Below are 22469 nucleotides of genomic sequence, written 5' to 3' on the forward strand. Positions count from 1 at the left end.
GGTAAAAATGAGAGATAACAATTCTATTAATCAGCCTGCCCTACTATATTTCTACTGGTCTTTCATCCTCCAAAAGCTTGTGAAGGCAAACAGTGTTAAAGTAATGTTAGGGCTGATGCTGGCTTACTTTACTGCAGGCCATGCAGCTGCTCAAAACGGATCATTACCCAATGTTTTGGCTGAATTCAAAGAATTCAGCAAGCAAGCTGTATCAGAAAAAATCTTCTTGCACCTAGACCGGCCTTCCTACGTCTGCGGTGACGTTATGTGGTTCAAAGTGTATAATGTAGATGGTACCTATCACCACCCCTTTGATCTCAGCAAAGTTGCTTATGTTGAAGTGCTAGACGCTGATAACATACCGGTTCAGCAAGCAAAAGTAGCACTCAAGAATGGGTCGGGCAGTGGCTCTTTTGTACTACCTGTCAGCTTGAAGTCTGGTAATTACAAAGTGAGAGCGTACACCAACTGGATGAAGAACTTTAGCCCAAACTTCTACTTTGAGCAGCCTGTCACGGTTATCAACACTTTCCAGAAATTAGGCCTAAAGCCTTTAGATGATACTGCAGCATATGCCATTCAGTTTTTCCCGGAAGGTGGTAGTTTGATCAATGGCATACCTGCTAAGGTTGCTTTCAAAGCTACCAATACAAAAACAGGGAAAGGAGTTGGCTTTCAAGGTAAGCTAATTGATAAAGCTGGTAATGAAATCACCAGTTTTTCGCCTACCATGCTTGGCATTGGAAACTTCGTCTTCACTCCTAGCGCCACTGAAGAGTATACGGCAATACTTCAATATGCCGGCGGTAAAGTGACGCGCCAAAAGCTTCCTGCTATACAAGGGGATGGGTATAGCGTGCAATTTACAGAGTCTAAACCAGGCGAATTATTGATTACTGCCCAAGCCACTTACCAACAGCCAGAACAAATTTTCCTGTTGGGACACACCCGCCAGCAGGTAACTGTTGCGGCAACGGCTATCATGGCCAATGGTAAAGCATTTTTCTCTGTCCAAAAAGACTCACTTCCGGCAGGAATAACCCACTTCACGGTTTTCAATGGCGTTAGAAAACCAGTAAGCGAACGCCTGTACTTTACCCGCCCTAAACAACAACTAGAAATTGAAGCAACTCTTTCTAACACCCAGTTTGGTGCCAGAGAAAAAGTAATAGCCAGCTTGTCTGCTGAAGTAACAGCAGGCACGGCGGTAGCAGCCAACCTATCTATGGCTGTTTTCAGGGCCGACAGTTTGGAAGCTACTGACTTAGCAGATATTAAATCTTACTTATGGCTCAACTCTGATTTAAAAGGAACCGTTGAAAACGCGGCCTCTTATTTTAACCTAACAGACCCACAGGCAGAAGAGGCATTTGATAACTTAATGCTTACCCACGGCTGGAGCAGGTTTAAATGGGATGATGTTCTTTCCTCTGAACCCTTGAAGCTGCCTCACCTTCCTGAATTCAACGGGCATTTGATCTACGGAAAAGTGACCCATAAAAATACAGGTAGGCCTGCAGTGGGCATAAGAACATATCTTTCTTCGCCAAGTAGAAGCATTCGTTTTTACAACAGTATTAGCACTGAAAGCGGATCTGTTCTTTTTGATGTAAAAGACTTTTATGGCACAAAGGAAGTGGTAGTACAAACTAATTTTCTCAGAGACAGCACTTACCATCTGCAACTGTTAAGTCCTTTTTCTGAAAAATACACTGCTGTGCAGCTGCCTTTCTTCAATTTATCTGAAACATTAGGAAATGCAGTTTCTCATCGACATTTAGATGTTCAGGCGCAGAATATTTACTTTGAATCTTACTTGAATCGTTTCAATGCTCCTGTCACTGACACTATACCTTTTTATGGCAGGCCAAACCAGCAGTATTTTCAAGATGACTATATCCGGTTCAAAACCATGGAGGAAGTGATGAGGGAATATGTTTCTGGGGTAATGGTGAGAGCCCGGCGTGATGGTTTCCATTTTAGGGTAATGAACAGACAGCACGATTTATTTTTCGAGGACAATCCGCTGGTGCTGCTAGATGGCGTACCTGTTTTTGATATTAACAAAATCATGGGGTTTGATCCCTTGAAAATTCAAAAACTGGATGTAATGACTAGTAATTACTACACGGGCACAATGGCTTCAAACGGCGTGGTGAGTTATACCACTTACAAAGGAGATTTAGCAGGTTTTCAGATAGATACCCGAGCTTTGCTACAGGAATACGAGGGGCTACAGTTACAGCGTGAATTTTATGCCCCTATCTATGAAACAGAAGCTCAGAGACTCAGCAGGCTGCCTGACCTGCGGAATCTTCTTTACTGGAATTCTACGCTGCATACAGACAAAGACGGAAAAACGAGTGTGGAGTTCTTTACGGCAGATTTACCGGGAACTTTCACCGTTGTGGTACAAGGATTAACTAAGAATGGTCTACCCGGCAGCAAAACCTTTACGTTTCAAGTAAAAAAACCTCTATAGTACCAACCAATAGTTTAATGCTTCAGAAAAGCCCTTAAAAACTAATTATAATGGCGTTTTCTTTTAACTGTTTTCCCTTCAATAGACTTAAATAATGTAAAATACACTCCTTCAGAAATTATACAATGTTAATACAGGTCAACAGCCGCTCAGGCTTCTAAGAATTCGGGCATAATTGCTTAATTTTGTAATCCCTCTGTAGAAAGAACCTTAGTGCGCATGGATTACCTGAAACTTCTGAATGAATCACAGCGAGCAGCTGTTTTAAATACTGAAGGCCCCTGCATGATCATTGCGGGTGCCGGCTCGGGAAAGACCCGGGTGCTGACCTACCGTATCGCCCACTTGCTGGAGAAAGGGGTTGATCCGTTCAACATCCTCTCCCTCACCTTTACAAACAAAGCCGCCAAAGAAATGCGCGGCCGTATTGAAAAAGTAGTGGGCGCTGAGGCTAAGAATCTTTGGATGGGTACCTTCCACTCTGTTTTCTCCCGCATATTACGTGCCGAGGCCCAAAAAATTGGGTACCCCAGCCACTTTACAATCTATGATTCCGACGACTCTAAGACCTTGATCCGGAATATTGTGAAGGAAATGAACCTGGACGATAAGCTATACAAGGCAAACTTGGTTTTAGGTCGCATCTCTGCTGCAAAAAACAAATTGATCTCTGTGGCTCAATACTTACGAGACCCTGCTATTCAGGCAGATGACGAGGCGGCACTGCGGCCAAAAATCGGGCAGATATTTAAAGTATATGCCGAACGCTGTTTTAAAGCTGGCGCCATGGATTTTGATGATTTGTTGTTTAATACCAATGTCTTGTTCCGCGACCATGTAGATGTGCTGAATAAATACCAGCACATTTTCAAGTACGTAATGGTTGATGAGTACCAGGATACGAACTACAGCCAGTACCTGATTACCCGCAAACTGGCCGCCAAAGACCGGAACATTTGCGTGGTAGGTGATGACGCCCAAAGTATCTACGCCTTCCGCGGAGCCGATATTCAGAATATCCTCAACTTTGAGCGTGACTACCCTGAGCTGGCGGTTTTCAAACTGGAGCAGAACTATCGCTCCACCCAACACATTGTAGAGGCGGCCAACTCTGTTATAAAAAACAACAAAGCTCAGCTGCGCAAAAACGTTTTCTCTGAAAACGAAGAAGGCCAGCTAATTGACGTGATCAAAGCCAGCTCAGACAATGAGGAAGGCAAGCTGGTGGCACACGCAATCTTTGAGGAGAAGATGAACCAACACCTCTCTTATGAGGACTTTGCGATATTGTACCGCACCAACGCCCAAAGCCGTGCTATGGAAGAGGCGCTGCGTAAAATGAACATTAAGTACCGCATTGTGGGCGGGCTATCGTTCTACCAACGCAAGGAGATAAAGGATCTGATTTCATACCTGCGCCTGGCCATTAACCACAACGATGAGCAGGCGCTGCGCCGTGTCATCAATTACCCCAAGCGCGGTATTGGTGACACCACCGTAGAAAAGCTGATTGTCACGGCCAATGAGTACGATCATTCGCTTTGGGAAATTGTAAGCAACGCCACTCAGGTGGTAGGAGGAAGAGCCGGTGCCGCCATCAATGACTTCGCCACCAAGATCAAGAGTTTTGCTGTGATGGCCGAGCAGAAAGATGCCTTTGAAGCCGCCACGTATATTGCCAAACACTCTGGTCTGGTTGATGACTTGTATGCCGATAAATCAGTGGAGGGGCTAGCGCGTTACGAGAACATTCAGGAGCTATTGAACGCTATCAAAGAATTTGTGGATGACCCGGAAAAAGAAGACCAATCTTTGGCTTCTTTCCTGCAAGACATAGCCCTGCTCACTGATGCTGATACCAAAAAAGAAGAAGAAGGTGAGTTTGTAACCATGATGACCATTCACTCGGCCAAGGGTCTTGAGTTTCGCAACGTATTTATTGTAGGTATGGAGGAAAACCTGTTCCCGAGCCAGATGATGCTGCAAAGCCGTGCCGATCTGGAGGAAGAACGCCGTCTATTCTACGTTGCCATTACCCGTGCAGAGAAGAAGCTGACCCTCTCCTACGCCACCAGCCGTTACCAGTGGGGAAACCTCCGCGCCTGCGAGAAGAGCCGGTTTATTGATGAGATAGATCCTAAATACCTGAACTTCAAATTTGGCGAAGAGCGTCCGGTTTTTGAGAAAGTGTTGCAGCGGAAAACACCAGCGGCGCAGCTCATAACTCCAGCTAAAAAGCCTGCCGCAGCCCCCAATTACACCCCTCCGGCAGACTTCACCCCCAGTGATACTTCTAACCTACAGGCCGGTATGCGCGTAGAGCATCCTAAGTTCGGGTTTGGCAAAGTTACTAAAATGGACACCCAAGGTAACTCAACCAAGGCCATTATAGAGTTTGAAGGTGTTGGTGAGAAAACCCTGCTCCTGAGCTTTGCTAAGCTACGTATACACGTTTAGAAGACACAAGACGTAAGACACAAGATGAAAGAGCACATATTTATGTTTATAGCCTGTTTTTCTGAAATCAGGCTATAAACATAAATATGTGCTTGGGAGTTGGAAAAATCTTGTGTCTTACGTCTTGTGTCTTACGTCTATCCAATATAAATTTCTAATTTTGACACAGCAACACATATCCATAGCATGGTAGCTAGTTCCACTTTCAAACAAGAGCTTTTACTGCGGGAGTACGGCCGTAATGTGCAGAACATTGTACAGTACATTTTAACAGTTGAAGACCGCAACAAGCGCACCCAACTGGCACAGCTGCTGGTGAACCTCATGGGTAGGCTCAACCCAAATGTGAAAGACGTTCAAGATGCCCAGCAAACCCTCTGGAATCACTTATATGTGATGTCAGATAACCAACTGGACGTTGATACTCCGTTTCAACTTAGTGCCATGGAGTACCTGAACGATAAGCCCCAAACGGTGGAGTATCCAAGTCAGAACCCTAAGTATAAACACTACGGCACAAATCTGGAGCGTCTCATAGACAAGGCAAAAGGTATAACTGACCCACAAGAGCGAGAAGCTGCCATTATCTCCATTGGCAAGCTTATGAAGGTTTTGTACCGCACCTACAACAAAGACAGCGTTACTGACAATGTCATTCTGGAAAACATCCGTGATTTGTCTAAAGGTGAACTTGACCTTGATGCAGCTTTGCTAGAGAAAGGGAATTTGTTTGAAAGTGCTGTTAAAACTTCGCAGGGTCCTGGCAACAGCCATGGTTCTAACCAGAAGTACAAAAACAACCAGAACAACAAGAATCAAAACAGAGGTAAGAATAAATAAAAGCAAATGGCTTCTTTTGAAGTAATTGGTGGCCAACCATTAAAAGGCGAAATTATCCCGCAGGGAGCAAAAAACGAGGCGCTGCAAATTCTTTGTGCGGTACTCCTGACCGCTGAGCCGGTTATAATCTCCAACATACCCAACATACGGGACGTGAATAAGCTCATTGAGCTGCTGCGTGACATGGGCGTTGAAATAGAGCAAACTGCTCCGGATACCTACATCTTCAAGGCTGAGAACGTAAACCTTGATTATCTTACCTCTCCAAAATTTGTAGAGCAGGCGCGTGCTATTCGTGGTTCCGTTATGATTCTGGGGCCGTTATTGGCTCGTTTCGGAACGGCTAAACTACCAAAGCCAGGGGGCGATAAAATAGGCCGCCGCCGGTTAGATACCCACTTTGAGGCTTTCGTGAAGTTGGGTGCTACGTTTACTTATGACTCTAACGACAGCTTCTTTCACCTGGAGGGCAAGAACCTGAAAGGAACGTACATGTTGTTAGATGAGGCATCAGTAACCGGTACGGCAAATATTGTCATGGCCGCCGTAATGGCTGAAGGCATCACCACCATCTACAATGCTGCCTGTGAGCCTTACTTACAGCAGCTTTGCAAAATGCTGAACCGCATGGGGGCCAAAATCACCGGTATAGGTTCTAACCTGCTGCGCATTGAAGGCGTGGAGCAGTTAGGAGGCACGGAGCACCGCATGCTACCTGATATGATTGAGATTGGCTCTTTCATTGGTTTGGCGGGTATGACAGGATCAGAGATCACCATCAAAGACGCCCAAATAAGAGAATTGGGGCTGATACCAGACACATTCCGCCGTTTAGGTATAAAGATGGAGTTCCATGGTGACGATATCTTTATTCCGGCACACGACCGCTACGAGGTAGATACCTACATTGACGGCAGTATCTTAACGGTGTCTGACCATACCTGGCCAGGCTTTACCCCAGATTTGCTAAGCATTGCGTTAGTGGTAGCTACACAGGCAAAGGGAACAGTGCTAATACACCAGAAAATGTTTGAGAGCCGCCTGTTCTTCGTAGATAAACTGATTGACATGGGAGCACAGATTATCCTTTGTGATCCTCACCGCGCCACAGTGATTGGTTTGAACAAACAAATGCCACTACGCGGAATTTCCATGACCTCACCGGATATTCGTGCCGGTGTAGCCTTGCTCATGGCAGCTCTCTCTGCCGAAGGCCGCAGCGTGATTCATAACATTGAGCAGATTGACCGTGGCTACCAGAACATTGATGGCCGCTTAAATGCCCTAGGCGCACAGATCAATCGTATATAATCACTAGCATCGTACAAGATTTAAAAGAAGGGCCTCCGTTGGAGGCCCTTCTTTTTTTGCCATTACAGCCTGTTTTTGACCTCTTTTCATGAAAATAGCCCTAAAACAGGAACCGACGCTCACGCATTGATTGGGTTACCTTCTTGTGTTGCAACGCATTAATAAGTACACCAAACTATGAGAGCCTATGAAAACGCCCCTTTCTCTTCGTGTTATATTATCTGTTTTTGTGCTTATCAATTTACTAAGCGCATGCTCGGCCAAGGAGTCTTCTCACACCGTAGAGTCAACCGCACATGCACCTGTTTCTGAAGATATGGTCGCAAAAGCAGCCACTAAAAACAAAGCCACAACTGATCCTCTTCCCCAAGATCATGTCATCAGGCAGGCGAATGTAAAGTTTCAGGTAAAGGATCTTGAAACCAGCACGCAACGGATTGAGGGCATGGTAGAAAAATTAGGGGCTATGCTCACCAGCTCCACACAAACCCAGAATGATTATGCTCAGGAAACAGACTTTGTGATAAGGGTAAAACCTGCTCAGTTCTTGCCCCTACTCCGTCAGCTACAGAAAGAAAGTGTGCAGCTAGATGAGCGGTCTGTCTCTACAGAAGATGTTGGACTGGAGTATGTTGATTTGCAGGCCCGCCTTCAGGCGAAACGTGCGGTGGAACAGCGATATATGGGTTTGCTCAGAGAAGCCAAAAACATGGAGGAAATTATGAAAGTGGAAGAACAGATTCAGGCAATACGAGAGGACATTGAAAGAACCGATGCCCGCCTGCGTTACCTCCAGAACCAAACCGCCTACAGCACTATTCATTTGCACATTTACCAGCCTTTGCCCATCAGTGTGCCTACCGCTCCCAGCTTTTTTTACCGTGTTTTAGATGCTATGAACACAGGTTGGCAATTGATGCTCTCATTAATCGTAGGTTTGTTCTATGTATGGCCAATTTTGATTATTGGGGCAGGGGCGTACTTTCTTATGCGACGAAGGAAGCTTGTTTGATTTTTCTCTGCCCTCTGTTTAGGCCTGCTTTTAGAAAATCAGGCCTAAAACAGAGGGCTTTTAATATTGACTTAAAAACCCTTTGACGTCTGCAGTCCACTCTCCTTCGTACCTGAGTAGATAGTTCTCATGTCCTGCGTCCGGATAGGTCCTTAGGTTTTTGGGGCCTCTTAAATTTCTAAATATTTCCTCGGTCTCCTGGTAAGTTACTTTAGAATCTTTTTCACCATACAGCAATAAGGTAGGCACTTGAATAGACGCGGCATACTCTGATGGCACATGGGAAAAAGCATTGAAGCCGTTCAAGGCACCTCCCCAAAATGTAAGCAAGTAAGCCATAGGAAACATAGGTACCCCCATCATCTTGAACCTGTTCTGCACAGTCTGTAGCACAGACCCGTACGGGCACTCCAGAATAATTCCGTCCACACGTACTGATGGATCTTGTAAAGCGTGCATAATGGCTACCGCTCCCATAGAAGTCCCGAACAGAATCAGCCGTTCTTCTCCCCTGTTCCGGCAATACTCCAAAGCCAACTTCACTTCCTGTGCTTCTTTGTAACCTATGGTGGTTTGGTTTCCGCCAGAATTGCCTGCCCCTCTAAAGTCCATCAGAAAAGTGTTGTATCCCAAACTCCTGAAGATATTGGCTTTGTCAAGCATGGATGACTTCTCACCGCCATAGCCGTGGCAAAGAATGACCGTCCCCCTAGCATTTTCAGTTGGAATAAACCACGCCTCAATGGGCACAGCAGCAGGCAAAGAAACAAGCTCAAAAGGAGCTTCTGGTAAGGTTGAATTCTCAGGTCTAGGATTGCTGACCCCAAATAGAAGAATACCTGCTTTCTGGGCAAGGGTAAAATCTTGGTTGCTGTTCGTTTTAGCGGTTGCTGAAGAAGAGAAATGAGTAAAGGTATAGGCATGAAACGCAGCCAATACATTCATCACCAAAAAAAGGCACACCAGAGCAACGGAAACTAGTTTAATGGGTTTTCGTGGGCGTAAATGAAAGGCAGGCACTTACAGGGCTTTTGCACAAGATAACTTTTTTGACCTGTTTTTAAATCAGCCTTAAAACGTTTTAAGAAATATAAAAAAATCACTTCACCAAGAGTCTATCAGTTGACCAGCGACCGCCGCCTTTAATAAGCAGGAAGATAGAACCTAACAACATAGCCCAGTCTGTTCGGCTGGCATGCAGCATCTCCCAAACTCCTTGGTCAGCCAGAATTTCTACTTTAGTGGCTAAAAAAGCGGATAGCATGATAATTATTAGTGGAGCAGCGGCCAAACGGGTCACCAGCCCCACCAGAATGAGAAAGCCGCAGTTGATCTCTATAAACCCAACCAGATTACCCAGCATTTCGGGTTCAGGCAAACCCAGCTTCTCAAAGCGCCCCACTCCCCTGTCGTCTGGGAACAAAAACTTCTGAACTCCCTCAGACAGAAACACTACCCCTACCATTAATCTGATTAAAATAGTGGCACTGTCGCGGTCTGTGGAGAGTAGTTTTCGGAACATATAATTAGAAAAGGCTATATATAGCTTACTCTAATTAACAGGGCAAAGGTTACAGGAATTTTGATGAACTGTTCTACTGTGAAGATTCCTTCTCTCTACGGCTTCCTCTATACAATTCATACTTAAACAGGCGGCACTCAATAGGACCGTTATAAAGCGGAATCCGGCGCGATGGTTTCAGTCCTATTCTCTTGGCAGCCTCTAAGTTTCCTGTGAAAACATATGCCTCCCAGTTCTGGAAATTAGTTTTGAGCGAGTCACCAATCATTTGGTAAAGCGCCTCCATTTCGGTTTCACGGCCAATTCTCTCCCCGTAAGGCGGATTCATAATCAAAAGGCCTTCTTCCTCAGGCTTGGTGGCGGTTTTAAAATCTTGCACCTGCGGAGGCTGCACATATTGTTCAATCTCAGCATACTCAAGGTTCAGCTGAGTTGCCTCCACAAAGTCTGGGTCTACATCAGAACCGTAAATCTTAACTTCTGAGTCTGTGTTTTCCTGATCTAAGGCATCTTGATATACCCGCTTGTATAGATCAGCATCATAATCGGGCCAACGCATGAAGCCGTAATCACGGCGGTACATGCCGGGGGCAATGTTATGGGCCATGAGGGCCGCTTCAATCAGAAGGGTACCTGAACCGCACATGGGGTCGTAGAGCGGAGTCTTTTTATCCCAACCGCTCAGGTATAATATTCCGGCAGCAAGCACCTCATTTAAAGGCGCCACGTTGGTTTGCTGACGGTACCCCCGGCGGTGCAAAGAATCTCCCGACGCATCTAGCGCCAATGTCACAATATTCTCGTGCATGTGCAGGTTAATACGCACATCAGGAGTGGTGACGTCAACGCTGGGGCGTTGGCCAGTTTTGTCGCGGAACTGATCAACAATGGCATCTTTGGCCAACTGCGAAACAAACAGCGAGTGCTCAAAAGTAGAACGTGACACTACCGCATTTATGGCGAAGGTCATGCTGTTGGTCAGGTACTTGCTCCAGTCCTGCTCGCGCACCTTCAGGTACAGCTCCTTCTCATCACGAGCTTTAAACTGCGCGAAAGGTTTTAAAATACGGATGGCGGTGCGGCACCACAAGTTGGCTTGGTACAACAGATACTGGTTTCCGCTAAAGGTCACCGCCCGCGTGCCCACCTTCACATACTTCGCTCCTAAGTCTTCCAGCTCCTGGGCCAGTACCTCCTCCAGTCCTGCTAAAGTGGTGGCGGTCATGTTAAAGTTGGCAGATGATTTTGGTGCGGCCATGGCAAAATAAGTAAGGTGATAAAAAGCACAAACGGCTCCCGTTTGTTTGAAGCTGCAATTTGGCGAAAAATATGGGCAAGTGCAGTAATCAGTTTAATTCTGCCTCTGCTGATTAGCGTTTTGGAGCTGTTTTATGAAAAATGAGCCCAAAACACCTTCGTCTAGTTTTTCGCATTTATGTAGTACACTCAGTGGCTTCATGCAGACTTAGCTTTCTTTCGTACTTTTACCAAATAAAATTCACGCCCTCAGACCCGCGCATGGAATTACATAAAAATGCCTCTTTAAAAGCCTATAACACCTTCGGGATTGATGCCAAAGCAGCCGTTCTGGCTCAGTTTACATCGGTGGAAGAACTACGGGAACTGCTGCAGCACCCTGAAGTAAAGTTGCTCCCCCTGCTTATTTTAGGCGGCGGTAGCAACGTGTTGTTTACCCAAGATGTAGAGGCTGCTGTTTTACTTAACCGCATAAAGGGCATTGACATAGCACCGGCTACTGATGGCCACGTGTTTGTAAGGGCCGGCAGCGGAGAAACCTGGCACGATTTAGTACTTTTCACCATTGAGCAGAATTTAGGTGGAATTGAAAACCTCTCGTTGATTCCGGGCACCGTTGGCGCCGCTCCCTTACAAAACATTGGAGCATACGGAGTTGAGTTGAAAGACACGTTTCATTCACTAGAAGCATTAGAAATTGCCACTGGAAACCTTGTGACTTTCAACCGGGAGCAATGCGGCTTTGGCTACCGCGAAAGTGTATTTAAACGCGAGGCAAAAGGGAAATACATTGTCACCTCGGTCACACTACAGCTTACCAAAGAGCTGCATCAGTACAACACTTCCTATGGTGCTATTAAAGACACCTTGGCCGAACAGCAGGTAAAAGAACTGAGTTTAAAGTCAATTAGTGAGGCCGTGTGTCATATCCGGAGAAGCAAACTACCTGATCCGTCCAAAATAGGCAACGCTGGCTCTTTTTTCAAGAACCCAGAAATTCCTGTTCATCAGTTTGAGCAACTGAAACAGCAGTATCCGGCCATGCCGGGTTACCCAGTAAGTGAGCAAGCGGTGAAAGTACCGGCTGGCTGGTTAATAGAGCAGTGTGGCTGGAAGGGCAAAGTTTTAGGCCAGCATGGAGTACACAAAGATCAGGCCTTGGTACTGGTGAATTATGGCGGCGCCACCGGAAACGAAGTGAAAGAGCTTGCTTTTGAAGTGATAAGATCTGTGCAGGAGAAGTTTGGTATTGCGCTCACCCCCGAGGTGAATATCATTTAACCTAATTTAAAACTAAGACTTTTTATAAAACAAAAGCACCAGCCCTGGGGCTGGTGCTTTTGTTTTACATCGTGTTTTAGGGCTCTTTTAAAGAAAATAACCCTAAAACAAGTACTACTTTAGCACAATGACTGATGCTCCGTCGCCGCCACGCTCAATGTGCTCATCACTCACGCTGGCTACTTCCCGTAGGGTCCGCACGTAATCTCTAATCATTTGTTTTAAAACACCGCTGCCACGGCCATGGATGATCTTCACCTCCGGTATACCCAGCATTATGGCATCATCCATAAAGTTCATGACTGTAGTTAGTGCATCTTCGGCATATTTCCCGCGCACGTCCAAAGAATGCACAAAATCAGCCATACGCTGGGTAACATCAAGTCCTCTGGAAGGTGCAGCATTAGCAGTTTCTTTGTCTTTCTTCGCTTTCTCTCGCACCATGTTTGGATCTGGACGTTCCAGTTTCTCCAGCTTCACAATGGTTTTCAAGCCTCCAAAACTTACCTCAGCGGTTTTGCCTTTGATAGCCAGCAACTCCCCTACCGAGTCTTGGCCTTCCACCGTTACTTTCTCGCCTACTTGCAGAGGTCCGGTTGGTACCGTTCCGTTGCGCCTGATGACTGGTTTTGGCTCAGGAGTCAATTTTTCTTTGAACTCATCTAACTGCTGGCGAGCCGCCTTGGTTTGTTCCTTATCCGCCTGGCTCCGCTTGATCTGCTCAATGGTGCTCTCAATCTGCTGGTTCGCATCTTTCAACAAAAGCTTAGCCTGACCTTTGGCCGTCCGGATAATGTCTTGCTTGCTGTCTTCCAGGTGCTGCTTCAGGGCGGTGTATTCTTCTACTGCTTTCTGTAGCTTCCGTTCCTGTTTGGCAACGGTGGCATTTCGTCTCTCAAAGTCGGTTTTTTCCTGCTCCAGCTGTTCCAGCAACTTGTCATACCTGATTTTTTCTTTCCCCACCAACGTACCTGCTTTCTCAATGATGTTTTTTGGGAGGCCAATTTTACGGGCAATCTCCAAGGCAAACGAAGAACCCGGTTTGCCTATTTCCAACTGGTACAGCGGCTGCAGTTCTGCAGGATTGTACCGCATGGCCCCGTTCACAATGCCCGAGGTGTGTTCAGCAAAGTTTTTAAGGTTAGTGTAGTGAGTGGTGATCACGCCATACACTCGCTGCTGGTGCAGCTGCCCTAAAACAGATTCTGCTATAGCCCCACCTAGCACAGGCTCCGTTCCGGTTCCAAACTCATCTATCAGCACCAGAGACTTCTTGCCGGAAAACAGCAGAAACTGCTTCATGTTCTGCAAGTGAGAACTATAGGTGCTCAAGTCGTTTTCAATAGATTGCTCATCGCCCATGTCCAGGAAAACGTCTTCGAACAAACCAGCTTCAGAGCCCTCGGCCACCGGAATCAACAGACCGCACTGCAGCATGTACTGCAACAGCCCTACCGTTTTCATAGCCACCGATTTACCTCCGGCGTTAGGCCCAGAAATAAGAAGAATGCGCTGCTCAGGGTTTAGATCTAAGTTCAGAGGAACCGCCTTTTTCCCCTGAGCCTGCAGCGTTAGGTGCAAAATTGGGTGTCTGGCTCCTTTCCATTTGATTAGGGGCTGCTTGTGCAGCGTAGGCATTACTGCTCCCAGTCTGTTCGCTAATACTGCTTTGGCCCTGATAAAATCTAACAAAGCAAGGAACTGGTAGGCTCTTTTCAGTTCGGGCAAGTGGTGCCGCACCTGATTTGTTACCGCCGTCAGTAACCGTATTAGCTCACGGTGGTAAGCGTTTTCCAGATCCTTAATGTCATTGTTCAGTTCAAATACACTTTCCGGCTCCAGATAAACGGTTTGTCCAGTTGCAGATTCGTCGTGAATAAGACCTTTTATGCGGCGCTTGTACTCTGCAATAACGGGTATAACCAAGCGGCCTCCCCGTACGGTTGGTTCCGCATCAGAAGGTGTCCAGCCTTCGTTTTTGGCGTGGCGCATGATACTGCTGATCTGCTTCCGCAATTGGGTTTGCTGCCCAATCAGGTCACGCCTAACCCGCTGTAGCTCAGGCGAGGCATCATCTTTCACATTGCCGCTGTCGTCAACCAATTTCTCCAAAGCAGCCACCAGCTGGCGGTCTACTTCCACGTCTTTCGTCAAGGCTTTTAGTGCCGGGAAGGCTCCTTCCTCAGACTCTACAAAAAAGCCCAGCGCCTGCCGGATAGCCCGCAGCGACATTTTAATTTCATACACGCCCCGCACCTCCAGAAATGCTCCTTCAAGGGCAGCTCGGTTTAGGTGTTCGGTTACATCAAAGTAATAGCTGGAAGGGAAATCTTCGCCGGAGCGCAAAATTTGTGCAAATTCATCGGCTTGTTGCAACAGGCGCTGCACCAGATCAAACCGATCCAGAAACTGTACCCGCTGCACAAACTTCCGCCCCAACGGACTTAAACAGGCATCGGCCAGCATTTCTCTTATCTGACCAAAACCTATTTTCTGTTCAAAATTTACTGGATATATCAATCTTACTTTTTCTTTTCTAGTTGATAAACTACAAGCCACCCCTAAGCTTAATAAAATACTTGTAGAGGATTGTGTAGCATTTTAGAACATCGTGATTCTACTTGTTGTTCCTTCTCTGGAGGATATTTCTACACGGATTTACTATTGCTTAACATAATTTTTAAAATAAAGAAACTCCTTCTTTGATCTTACTTTACCATCAATTAAGATTCACAAATTGCTCACCTTCTGAACACCTCTTTAAGAAAAGACTCATCAAAAATCTTTCAGCAAAAAAAAGAAAAACCCTGATCAAGAGAAGTTAGGCTGGACAATGCAAAAGCACCTTCCTACCCCATAACAGTATCTGCCACCACTTTTATCTTTCGTGCAACAGGCGGTCAATGTCTTGTATTTTCCCGAACACTACTAAAATGTCGCCTTCTTCAAAGATGGTATCGCCACTTACCACCCCAAGTACAGATGGTTTCAGCTGTTTATTCCCGAATATATTGCGGCTTTCTTTGTGACGGAGAATGGTAAGCACGTTCACTTGATATTTTTCCCTGAAGTTAGATTGGGCAATGGTTTTCCCCACATACCGCGCAGGCACGGTGGCTTCAATGATGTTGTAATCTTCAGCCAGGTCAAATGAATCGATTACTCCACGCATTTCCAGCTTTTTGGCCAATCGCTCAGCACTTTCCTGCTCAGGTCTGATAATTTCATGCACCCCAATGGCTTCCAGTACCGTCTGGTGAAGGGGTGAGATGGCCCGGCTCATAAGTCGCTTCGCTCCTAGCTGCTTGAATATTGCCGTAGCCATAACCGAAGCCCCGAAGTCTTCCCCAATCCCCACAATCACAATGTCTGTTTCGGCAATGGGTAATGTAGAAAGGGACTGAATATCGCTAGCGTCGAGACTTACCGTGTGGGTAACCCTGTTTTTGTACTGTTCTACCTTGTGCATATTAAGGTCCACGGCTATTACTTCGTGTCCCATTTCAGTTAATCTAATAGACAGAGATGATCCAAAATACCCCAGACCTACAACTATATAGCGCATAATTTGATGTTAAGTAATGATAATGGTTTCTTTAGGATACCTGTAGCGCAATGAAGCTACCTGCCGGAAAAGCCCAATAATCAAAGTAAGTGTACCAACTCTACCTAAAAACATGGTTATAACCATGACAAACTTACTTGGTGTGCTTAAAGAAGGCGTTATGCCTAATGAAAGGCCTACAGTACTAAACCCAGAGAAACTTTCAAACGCAACAGCCGACAAGTCAAGCTCTGGGTCAAACACGGTGATAAGAAAGACTGAAAGCCCAATAACTAACAAAGAAAGTAAAACTATGGCAAACGCTTTTTGTACCGTCTCCGCCTCAATTTCGCGCCTGAACACCTCCACACGGTCTTTTCCACGTGCCAGACTGAATATATTAAGCATTGCCACGGCGAACGTGGTGGTTTTGATACCACCCCCTACTGAGGCCGGAGAGGCGCCAATCCACATCAGCAACAGGTACAGCAAAACAGTTGGAGCTGAGAGAGAGGCCATATCTACCGTATTGAATCCGGCGGTACGGGGTGTCACTGCCCCAAAGAAAGCTCCCACTATTTTTCCGGTCAGCGAATGCTCTGCCAAGGTGTTGTTATATTCCAGAATAAAATATAAAAACATACCCGCCGCCAATAATATAAAGGTAGTGATACCTACCAGCCTCGTATTTACATTAAATAGTCTGGGCGGGTGTTTTACCATTTTCTTGTTTACAAAACCATAGAAGAATTGCTTTACAGTCTGGCGGCCGCTCCGGTATAATTGAAACACTATAGGAAAGCCTAAACCACCCATAATAATCAAGAAGGCCAACACCAGCTGCATGTTATAGTTAAACCTGATAGCTGGGTCATACAAACCTAAACTTAAAGTAGAAAAGCCGGCGTTGCAGAAGGCAGAGATAGAGTGAAAAACAGAAAAGCTTAGCCGGTCCGGAATAATGTCCGGTGGCAAACTACTTATGGAAAAATAAACTAAAACTGCTCCCAGCATTTCTATGCCTAAGGAGATACTTACTATTTTAAAGAGGGTGCGGGTTATTTGGCTTAGGTTTTCTTCGTTTATCCAGTCTTTCATAAACAAAGAACTTTTGAGCGAAGAACCCTGAAAGAAAATGCCGAAAAAACTGGCAAAGGTCATAATACCCAAAGCTCCAACCTGGATGAGAATAAGAATAATGACTTTACCTGTGGGTGTAAAGACAGTAGCCGTGTCTAAGGTAATAAGGCCCGTTACGCATACGGCACTTGTAGAGGTAAACAAGGCATCAATAAAACTAATTGGAACATACGTTGCCTGTGGCAATAGCAGTAAACCTGTGCCTATGGCAATTAAAACCAAAAAGCTGAGGACAAAAAGCTGCGCCGGGTGGTAACTAGATCTATAAAACAGCAGCGTTTTCTTAGAGAACTCTACAAAAAAGACATAAAAGATAATTCCGTAGATCAACTCATTTGCTTCAAATACACGCAAGAGTGTACTGGCACTGGTTATTTTGTACCGTAGAATAACGCGGGCCACTACCGCTACCAGCATAAATCCCAAGAGCAGTCCTTCAAAAATTAGCGACGGATGCCGGTGTTTATTTTTCAGCATGAGCCAAGTGCGTATACCTAGGCTCAGAAGAACAGCACCAAACAAGAAATTGTAGAAAAAAAGCAGGATTGGAGGCTCATAAGCAGCATGCTCAAAACCTATATCATAAATAAAAACCAGCAGGCCTACCCCACTTAAGTTTAGCAGAAAGTTATCTAACCATTTTGTGACTACTGGTAAGCCAGGGAAATCTTCCTGCCAAAACTTTTTAGAGAAATTGCCCTTCTGTTGTTTCATGCGTGCGTAATACCATGTTCTGACGTAATCTTTCGCTCCTAAGCATTTCCTACTTCAATATTCTGGAGCAGTTAAATTCAGAACATTTTTGGCGCGCCAAAGTACTTAAATATTAATGATAACCCAAAAACGACTACTATGGATACCTATAACATGAAACCAGAAAATATGCGGGCTCCTCAGCACTTAAATGAGAAAGAGATAAGGCAAAGCCTGGAGGAGTTAGATAATAAAATAAAGGTACTGCAAGGTAGAGCCAACGCCACCACTGCTGATTCAAACAATACCTACCATGAGCACATTGCCGCCCTTGAAGCCAAACGTGCTTTGATTGCGGGCAAGCTGAACGATACCTCCAGTGCGAATGAAGGGACATGGAAAGAAATCAAAAACAGCATTGATGATTTAGGCGAGAGTATCAAAAAGATGTTTTAGCACTGGTTTTTCTAAAACAAGGCTAAAATGCACCTGCCAGAGCTTCAACATTAAGCTGGTGTAGTTCTACTGTACAAAAAAACACAACAATTCTGCGAATAAAAAAACGGTACAGGCTGGTGAGTAACCCACAGCCTGTACCGTTTTTATCTATCTACCCTGTATTAAGTGGCGGTATAGTGTTCTGAAATAATGTTCAAAATATCTGTAGTGAGGGGCTTAGAGAAGAAGTCTGACACCTCTGACAAGTTACGGGCATGTGTGATATCATTCTTATCTACCGCCGAGGAAAGCACGAACAACAGACAGTTCTGGGTCAGCTCATTGGGTAGCTTCTTATATTCCTCTATAAACTCCCAACCGTCCATACCCGGCATGTTAATGTCCAGGAAAATAATTTCCGGAAAGCCAGCTGGGTCTTGCTCCGTTATTTTTGTTAATGCCTCTAGAGCCTCTTCTGCCCAAAGAAAGCTAGAAACTGATGAAGCAAACTGATGATTCCTGATGACACTCTCACATAAGAAATTGTGGATCTCATCATCATCTATCAAAAAAACCTTCTGGTACTTACTCATTTCTTTGCCGGTACTTGAAAAAATACTTTGAATGTGGTTCCTACGTTTACGGTACTGTCTACCTCTATTCTTCCGCCAATGCTTTCTATCTGTATTTTGGTCATGTGCAGGCCTAATCCCTTCCCTTCAATGTGAGGATGAAACCGGCGGTACAAACCAAATAACTTCTGGCGTTGCTTTGCTAAATCTATGCCCAAGCCATTGTCTTGGTAATGCAGACATAAAACGTCGTTTGAAAATACGGTATAAATATGAATTTCCAAATTCCTATCTGGTGCACGATACTTTATCGCATTGGAGGTCAAGTTAAAAAAAATACTATTTATATATCCTTTCACTCCAAGAACTGTTGAGCCGCCGCTAAAATTTGCCTTGATGGTTGCTTCGCTCCTGCTTAACTCCGGCCCCAACTCTTCCTGGACCTCCGCCAGCACCGTTTCTAAACTTACTTCCTCCAGGTCTTGGTTTGAAGTGTTTCTGATAGTTAAAATCTCGTTCAGGTCCTTTATTGTTGCATCTAAACGGTGGCTTGTCCGCTCCAACTTGTTTACCAGCATCTGGTTGAGTGGATCAGAGGCATCTTTATAATTGTACAAGCTAAGGAGGCCAACAATATTAGCCACCGGAGCTCTTAAGTTATGTGATACTATATAAGCAAATTGCTGCAGATGCTCATTCTGCCTGATTGTTTCTTCCGTTAAATTTTCTTTTTCACCTTCTACCTTTTTACGATCAGTTATATCTCTTATTGAGCTGAAGCTATAGGCCTCATTATTGAAGGTGAAATAGTTTAATTGAATTTCTACAGGACGAATCTGTCCATCTTTGCTTTTGAGAGAACTTTCGAACACAAGGCTTTTAGCCTCTTCTAAGGCTTGCCAATGTTCTCCCCAATTTTCAGAGAAAAAGTTTGTATTGAAGTCAAAAACTTTAAGTTTCAGAAACTCTTCCTCTGAATACCCCAACATGGTGCAGGCAGCCCTGTTCACCCGCATTACCTGAGCATCAGACCTTACCCATATAAAGGCTTCAGAGGCTCTCTCAATAGAAAAATCGGCAAATTTCAGGCGCTCTTGGGTTTGCTTTTGTTCAGTAATGTCATGTGCGCTGCCATCCATTCTGATCATTTTACCGTTTTCGTCTAGAGTAGCCGTACAACGGGTAATGGCCCATCGCTCTTCTCCGGCAGCAGTCATGACCCGGTACTCTATCTGCATCTGCTCTCCTGTTTTCTTTAATTGGGGCAAGGCAATTTCAAATAGTTTGCGGTCTTCCGGATGAACAATGTTGAACCACAAATACTTGTCTTGGTAAAACTGCTCCGGCCTATAACCTAGGGTAGCGTAGCACTGCGGACTTACATAGGTCATTTCCATTTTCTCATTGAACGAGAAAACTATTTCTACGATATTCTGCAGAATAGAACTGGCCATAGCCTCAGCCTCTTTCAGCTTCGTTTCAGCTATTACTCTGGCGGTGATGTCATGTACCACCACCAGGCGCCTAGCTATACCCTCTACCTCTGGCAATACATGAGAATCAACTTCAACATGCATAAGAGTACCATCTTTCTTCAGGTGGGTCCACTCCCCTGATTGATTAAAATCATCTCGGTCAGAATTGACCATCTCCATCAGGTCTGCGACATCAGAAGAGCGCCTGATGTCTTTGATGGTCATCTGCATAAATTCCTCTCTGCTATAACCGTACAACTTCACCGCAGCCTCGTTCACCATCAAAAACCGGAGGTTGTGAGTAGCAAACACCCACATGGGCAAGGGATTGTTCTCAAATAAAATTCTGTAATATCCCTCGTGGCTATTTCCCTGCACCGACAGTTGGTCTCCAGATCCCTTTTTAGGTATCATCATTACAAATCTTTTAATGATTCTATTTAAATAGCCTTTTAGGGGTATTATAGCTATAAAATTTCATATCAATCTAATATAGAAAAGTTATCTATGACTTCACAAGCTCTCATGCAAATCTTTAGACAAATAGAATTTATACTATAATTATCAATAATAGACATAGAGACAACGGTAAGTTAAATTTTGAAATCATACAGCCCGTTAAAAAACCAGGAGTCGTTTTAAGGCTGTTTTTCAAAAAACAGCCCTAAAACGACTCCTGAACAATTCTAATAAAGTGAATAAACTTAGTCTATGGCAGGTTCTCTGAAGCCAACCCAGGTAAAGCGTTTGATTACAAATTCGGGGTTAGTGAATGAGGCATTTCCAGCGGGGTTACCTCCTGTGACATGGAAATCTGAAAAAGCTGCGTTCTGGTTCAGGTAAATACCTCCCGTCAGGTTAAAGCTAACCGGAGTCCCGGCCAAGCCCATCTGATCCATAATCTGTTCCTTTAACGCGGCATCAGTGGTGTAGGCTCCGCAGGAGATAGCTCCGTGCTCTAGTGCCATTTGCTTAGCCACCTCAATAGATTCTTGGGTATCTCTGGTTTTTATAATCAGAGAAATTGGCCCAAAAAGCTCCTGGCTGTATACATCTTTGTCTGAAGCCTCTACTTCATATAAAACAGGAGTACAAATGCGGGCATTTGCAAAGGCAGGGTTTACAATTTCACAGGTGTCTAACACAGACCTTCCTTTCATATTCTGCAACTGGCTTACCCTTTGCTGGGTGGCCGGATTCTGAATAGAACCTAACACATGTGGACCTGCTTTAGGGTTATTCACCAGCTCTGTAATTGCCTCTGCCAGTTTCTGAACCACCTGCTCGTAAGGCACTATCTCCTCGCCAACTTTTATTCCAGATGAAGGAATAAAGAAGTTTTGTGGGGCAGTACACATTTGGCCAGAGTAAAGGGTCAAAGAGAACGCCAGGTTCTGAGCTACCTTGTCTAAATCTTCAACTGAATCTAAAATAACAGAATTTACCCCTGCTTTTTCAGTGAATACAGTTTTACCCTGCAGGCTTTCTAAATAATTACCGAATGCCGAGCCTCCGGTATAGTCAATTAGTTTTATAGCAGGGTGTTCAGCCAGGTCTTTGGTGATTAATTTATCATCTGGGTCTACAGCCAACTGGCAAATTGCCGGTGGAAGTCCGTTTTCGGTTAGCACCTTCTGCAACTCCGCTATAACAATGGCGATAGGCAATATGGCTTTAGGGTGGGGTTTCACTATCACTGGGTTACCCGTCACCAGACTGGCATACATACCGGGCACTGTGTTCCAGGTAGGGAACGTGGAACAGCCAACTACCAGCCCCAACCCTTTTGGCACTGCTCTCCAAGACTTGTTCAGCTTAATGTTGAACTTACCCATTGGCTTCTCCCACACCTGTGTTTCCGGAAAACGAGTCTGCTCTTCATAACCGGCGGCAACGGCTTCCAAGGCCCTGTCTGCGGCGTGGGGCCCTGACGCCTGAAAAGACATCATAAACGCCTGCCCTGTTGTGTGCATAGTGGCATACGCAATCTCAAAAAAGCGTTCTTTTACCCGCTCTAATGACTCTATCAAGACCGAAGCTCGCTCTAACGGTGAAAGTTTTCTCCAGACATCAAAAGATTCCTGGCCTTGCTGAATTAAGGTATCAACTTCATAAAATGGGTAAGTAATGCTCAGGCTTTCCTGCTCGTAAGGAGATTCCTCCTGCCCTACCCATGTTTGCGGGTATCCTTGCTGCAATTCCTCAAACTTTTTGCCTACTAATTGATTATACTTTTCTAGGCCGGCTTTATCTGCTCCCTCGCCATAAATAGCCGGCGAAGGATGTTCAGGATATTGTGAATAAAACGTACGTTCATGTAAAGCCTGAACAGCACGGTCTAAAAGTGCCTGGTGCTGTTGGGTCAGGCCAGCCAAGTCAGTTCTCTCCTTTGCATTTGATGTGATCATGCGAATACGTTTAAGTGGTGAACGGTCGTTTGTTTTG

16 protein-coding genes are annotated in these 22469 nt (G+C 45.2%); 7 read left to right on the top strand and 9 right to left on the bottom strand.

The annotated features are described in order from the left end of the window. Positions 1-7 precede the first annotated feature (7 nt). From A8O23_RS03140 to A8O23_RS03160, 5 genes are all read left to right on the top strand, one after another. Positions 8-2482, top strand: coding sequence for a hypothetical protein (locus A8O23_RS03140; protein ID WP_082882878.1), 2475 nt, complete (start codon positions 8-10; stop codon positions 2480-2482). Between the two features lie 219 nt (positions 2483-2701). Then, on the top strand, positions 2702-4939 hold the full coding sequence (locus A8O23_RS03145; protein ID WP_066616413.1) for an ATP-dependent helicase: 2238 nt from the start codon (positions 2702-2704) through the stop codon (positions 4937-4939). Positions 4940-5125: 186 nt separating this feature from the next. Beyond that, positions 5126-5779 carry a DUF4290 domain-containing protein gene (locus A8O23_RS03150; RefSeq protein WP_066616416.1) on the top strand — a complete coding sequence of 218 codons (654 nt, stop codon included), beginning with the start codon at positions 5126-5128 and terminating at the stop codon, positions 5777-5779. Positions 5780-5785: 6 nt separating this feature from the next. Further along, positions 5786-7090 (top strand): UDP-N-acetylglucosamine 1-carboxyvinyltransferase, encoded by a 1305-nt coding sequence (gene murA / locus A8O23_RS03155; protein ID WP_066616420.1) that lies wholly within the window; start codon positions 5786-5788, stop codon positions 7088-7090. 187 nt (positions 7091-7277) lie between these two features. Continuing rightward, a complete protein-coding gene (locus tag A8O23_RS03160) occupies positions 7278-8102 on the top strand; it encodes a DUF4349 domain-containing protein (protein WP_082882879.1) in 825 nt (274 codons plus the stop codon). A 60-nt stretch (positions 8103-8162) separates the two neighbouring features. Here A8O23_RS03160 and A8O23_RS03165 read toward each other — a convergent pair whose 3' ends face one another. The 3 genes from A8O23_RS03165 to A8O23_RS03175 all read right to left on the bottom strand — a co-directional run bounded on the left by A8O23_RS03165 (position 8163) and on the right by A8O23_RS03175 (position 10882). Continuing rightward, the gene (locus A8O23_RS03165; protein ID WP_204377669.1) at positions 8163-9122 is read right to left on the bottom strand and encodes an alpha/beta hydrolase; all 960 of its coding nucleotides are present in this window, start codon (positions 9120-9122) and stop codon (positions 8163-8165) included. Positions 9123-9201: 79 nt separating this feature from the next. Further along, positions 9202-9624, bottom strand: a complete 423-nt coding sequence (locus tag A8O23_RS03170; RefSeq protein WP_066616434.1) for a DoxX family protein — start codon at positions 9622-9624, stop codon at positions 9202-9204. Between the two features lie 73 nt (positions 9625-9697). Continuing rightward, positions 9698-10882, bottom strand: a complete 1185-nt coding sequence (locus A8O23_RS03175) for a THUMP domain-containing class I SAM-dependent RNA methyltransferase (protein ID WP_066616436.1) — start codon at positions 10880-10882, stop codon at positions 9698-9700. Between the two features lie 260 nt (positions 10883-11142). Between A8O23_RS03175 and murB the strand changes: the two genes are divergently transcribed. Further along, positions 11143-12162, top strand: a complete 1020-nt coding sequence (gene murB / locus A8O23_RS03180; RefSeq protein ID WP_066616438.1) for a UDP-N-acetylmuramate dehydrogenase — start codon at positions 11143-11145, stop codon at positions 12160-12162. Positions 12163-12276: 114 nt separating this feature from the next. Here murB and A8O23_RS03185 read toward each other — a convergent pair whose 3' ends face one another. The 3 genes from A8O23_RS03185 to A8O23_RS03195 all read right to left on the bottom strand — a co-directional run bounded on the left by A8O23_RS03185 (position 12277) and on the right by A8O23_RS03195 (position 17560). Beyond that, complete coding sequence (locus A8O23_RS03185; protein WP_066616440.1) at positions 12277-14682, bottom strand: endonuclease MutS2; 2406 nt, start codon at positions 14680-14682, stop codon at positions 12277-12279. Between the two features lie 358 nt (positions 14683-15040). Further along, positions 15041-15727, bottom strand: a complete 687-nt coding sequence (locus tag A8O23_RS03190) for a potassium channel family protein (protein WP_066616444.1) — start codon at positions 15725-15727, stop codon at positions 15041-15043. Positions 15728-15736: 9 nt separating this feature from the next. After that, a complete protein-coding gene (locus A8O23_RS03195) occupies positions 15737-17560 on the bottom strand; it encodes a TrkH family potassium uptake protein (protein ID WP_082882880.1) in 1824 nt (607 codons plus the stop codon). Positions 17561-17713: 153 nt separating this feature from the next. On the opposite strand from A8O23_RS03195, the gene A8O23_RS03200 reads away from it, so the two are divergent. Next, a complete protein-coding gene (locus A8O23_RS03200; RefSeq protein WP_239693319.1) occupies positions 17714-17995 on the top strand; it encodes a sll1863 family stress response protein in 282 nt (93 codons plus the stop codon). 164 nt (positions 17996-18159) lie between these two features. Here A8O23_RS03200 and A8O23_RS03205 read toward each other — a convergent pair whose 3' ends face one another. The 3 genes from A8O23_RS03205 to paaN all read right to left on the bottom strand — a co-directional run bounded on the left by A8O23_RS03205 (position 18160) and on the right by paaN (position 22432). After that, positions 18160-18570 (bottom strand): response regulator, encoded by a 411-nt coding sequence (locus tag A8O23_RS03205; RefSeq protein ID WP_066616452.1) that lies wholly within the window; start codon positions 18568-18570, stop codon positions 18160-18162. Further along, on the bottom strand, positions 18567-20441 hold the full coding sequence (locus tag A8O23_RS03210; protein WP_082882881.1) for a PAS domain-containing sensor histidine kinase: 1875 nt from the start codon (positions 20439-20441) through the stop codon (positions 18567-18569). Before A8O23_RS03210 ends, A8O23_RS03205 begins: the two co-directional genes overlap by 4 nt. Positions 20442-20728: 287 nt before the next feature. Then, complete coding sequence (gene paaN / locus A8O23_RS03215; protein ID WP_066616457.1) at positions 20729-22432, bottom strand: phenylacetic acid degradation protein PaaN; 1704 nt, start codon at positions 22430-22432, stop codon at positions 20729-20731. Positions 22433-22469: the final 37 nt, after the last annotated feature.

The organism is Rufibacter roseus (genome assembly GCF_001647285.1).
Classification (GTDB): domain Bacteria; phylum Bacteroidota; class Bacteroidia; order Cytophagales; family Hymenobacteraceae; genus Nibribacter; species Nibribacter roseus.

What these genes read in the sequence shown, in the direction of transcription:
- A8O23_RS03140 (WP_082882878.1), top strand. Translation starts at nt 8, where the DNA reads ATGAGAGATAACAATTCTATTAATCAGCCTGCCCTACTATATTTCTAC.
- A8O23_RS03145 (WP_066616413.1), top strand. Translation starts at nt 2,702, where the DNA reads ATGGATTACCTGAAACTTCTGAATGAATCACAGCGAGCAGCTGTTTTA.
- A8O23_RS03150 (WP_066616416.1), top strand. Translation starts at nt 5,126, where the DNA reads ATGGTAGCTAGTTCCACTTTCAAACAAGAGCTTTTACTGCGGGAGTAC.
- murA (WP_066616420.1), top strand. Translation starts at nt 5,786, where the DNA reads ATGGCTTCTTTTGAAGTAATTGGTGGCCAACCATTAAAAGGCGAAATT.
- A8O23_RS03160 (WP_082882879.1), top strand. Translation starts at nt 7,278, where the DNA reads ATGAAAACGCCCCTTTCTCTTCGTGTTATATTATCTGTTTTTGTGCTT.
- A8O23_RS03170 (WP_066616434.1), bottom strand. Translation starts at nt 9,624, where the DNA reads ATGTTCCGAAAACTACTCTCCACAGACCGCGACAGTGCCACTATTTTA.
- A8O23_RS03175 (WP_066616436.1), bottom strand. Translation starts at nt 10,882, where the DNA reads ATGGCCGCACCAAAATCATCTGCCAACTTTAACATGACCGCCACCACT.
- murB (WP_066616438.1), top strand. Translation starts at nt 11,143, where the DNA reads ATGGAATTACATAAAAATGCCTCTTTAAAAGCCTATAACACCTTCGGG.
- A8O23_RS03190 (WP_066616444.1), bottom strand. Translation starts at nt 15,727, where the DNA reads ATGCGCTATATAGTTGTAGGTCTGGGGTATTTTGGATCATCTCTGTCT.
- A8O23_RS03195 (WP_082882880.1), bottom strand. Translation starts at nt 17,560, where the DNA reads ATGAAACAACAGAAGGGCAATTTCTCTAAAAAGTTTTGGCAGGAAGAT.
- A8O23_RS03200 (WP_239693319.1), top strand. Translation starts at nt 17,714, where the DNA reads ATGAAACCAGAAAATATGCGGGCTCCTCAGCACTTAAATGAGAAAGAG.
- A8O23_RS03205 (WP_066616452.1), bottom strand. Translation starts at nt 18,570, where the DNA reads ATGAGTAAGTACCAGAAGGTTTTTTTGATAGATGATGATGAGATCCAC.
- A8O23_RS03210 (WP_082882881.1), bottom strand. Translation starts at nt 20,441, where the DNA reads ATGATGATACCTAAAAAGGGATCTGGAGACCAACTGTCGGTGCAGGGA.
- paaN (WP_066616457.1), bottom strand. Translation starts at nt 22,432, where the DNA reads ATGATCACATCAAATGCAAAGGAGAGAACTGACTTGGCTGGCCTGACC.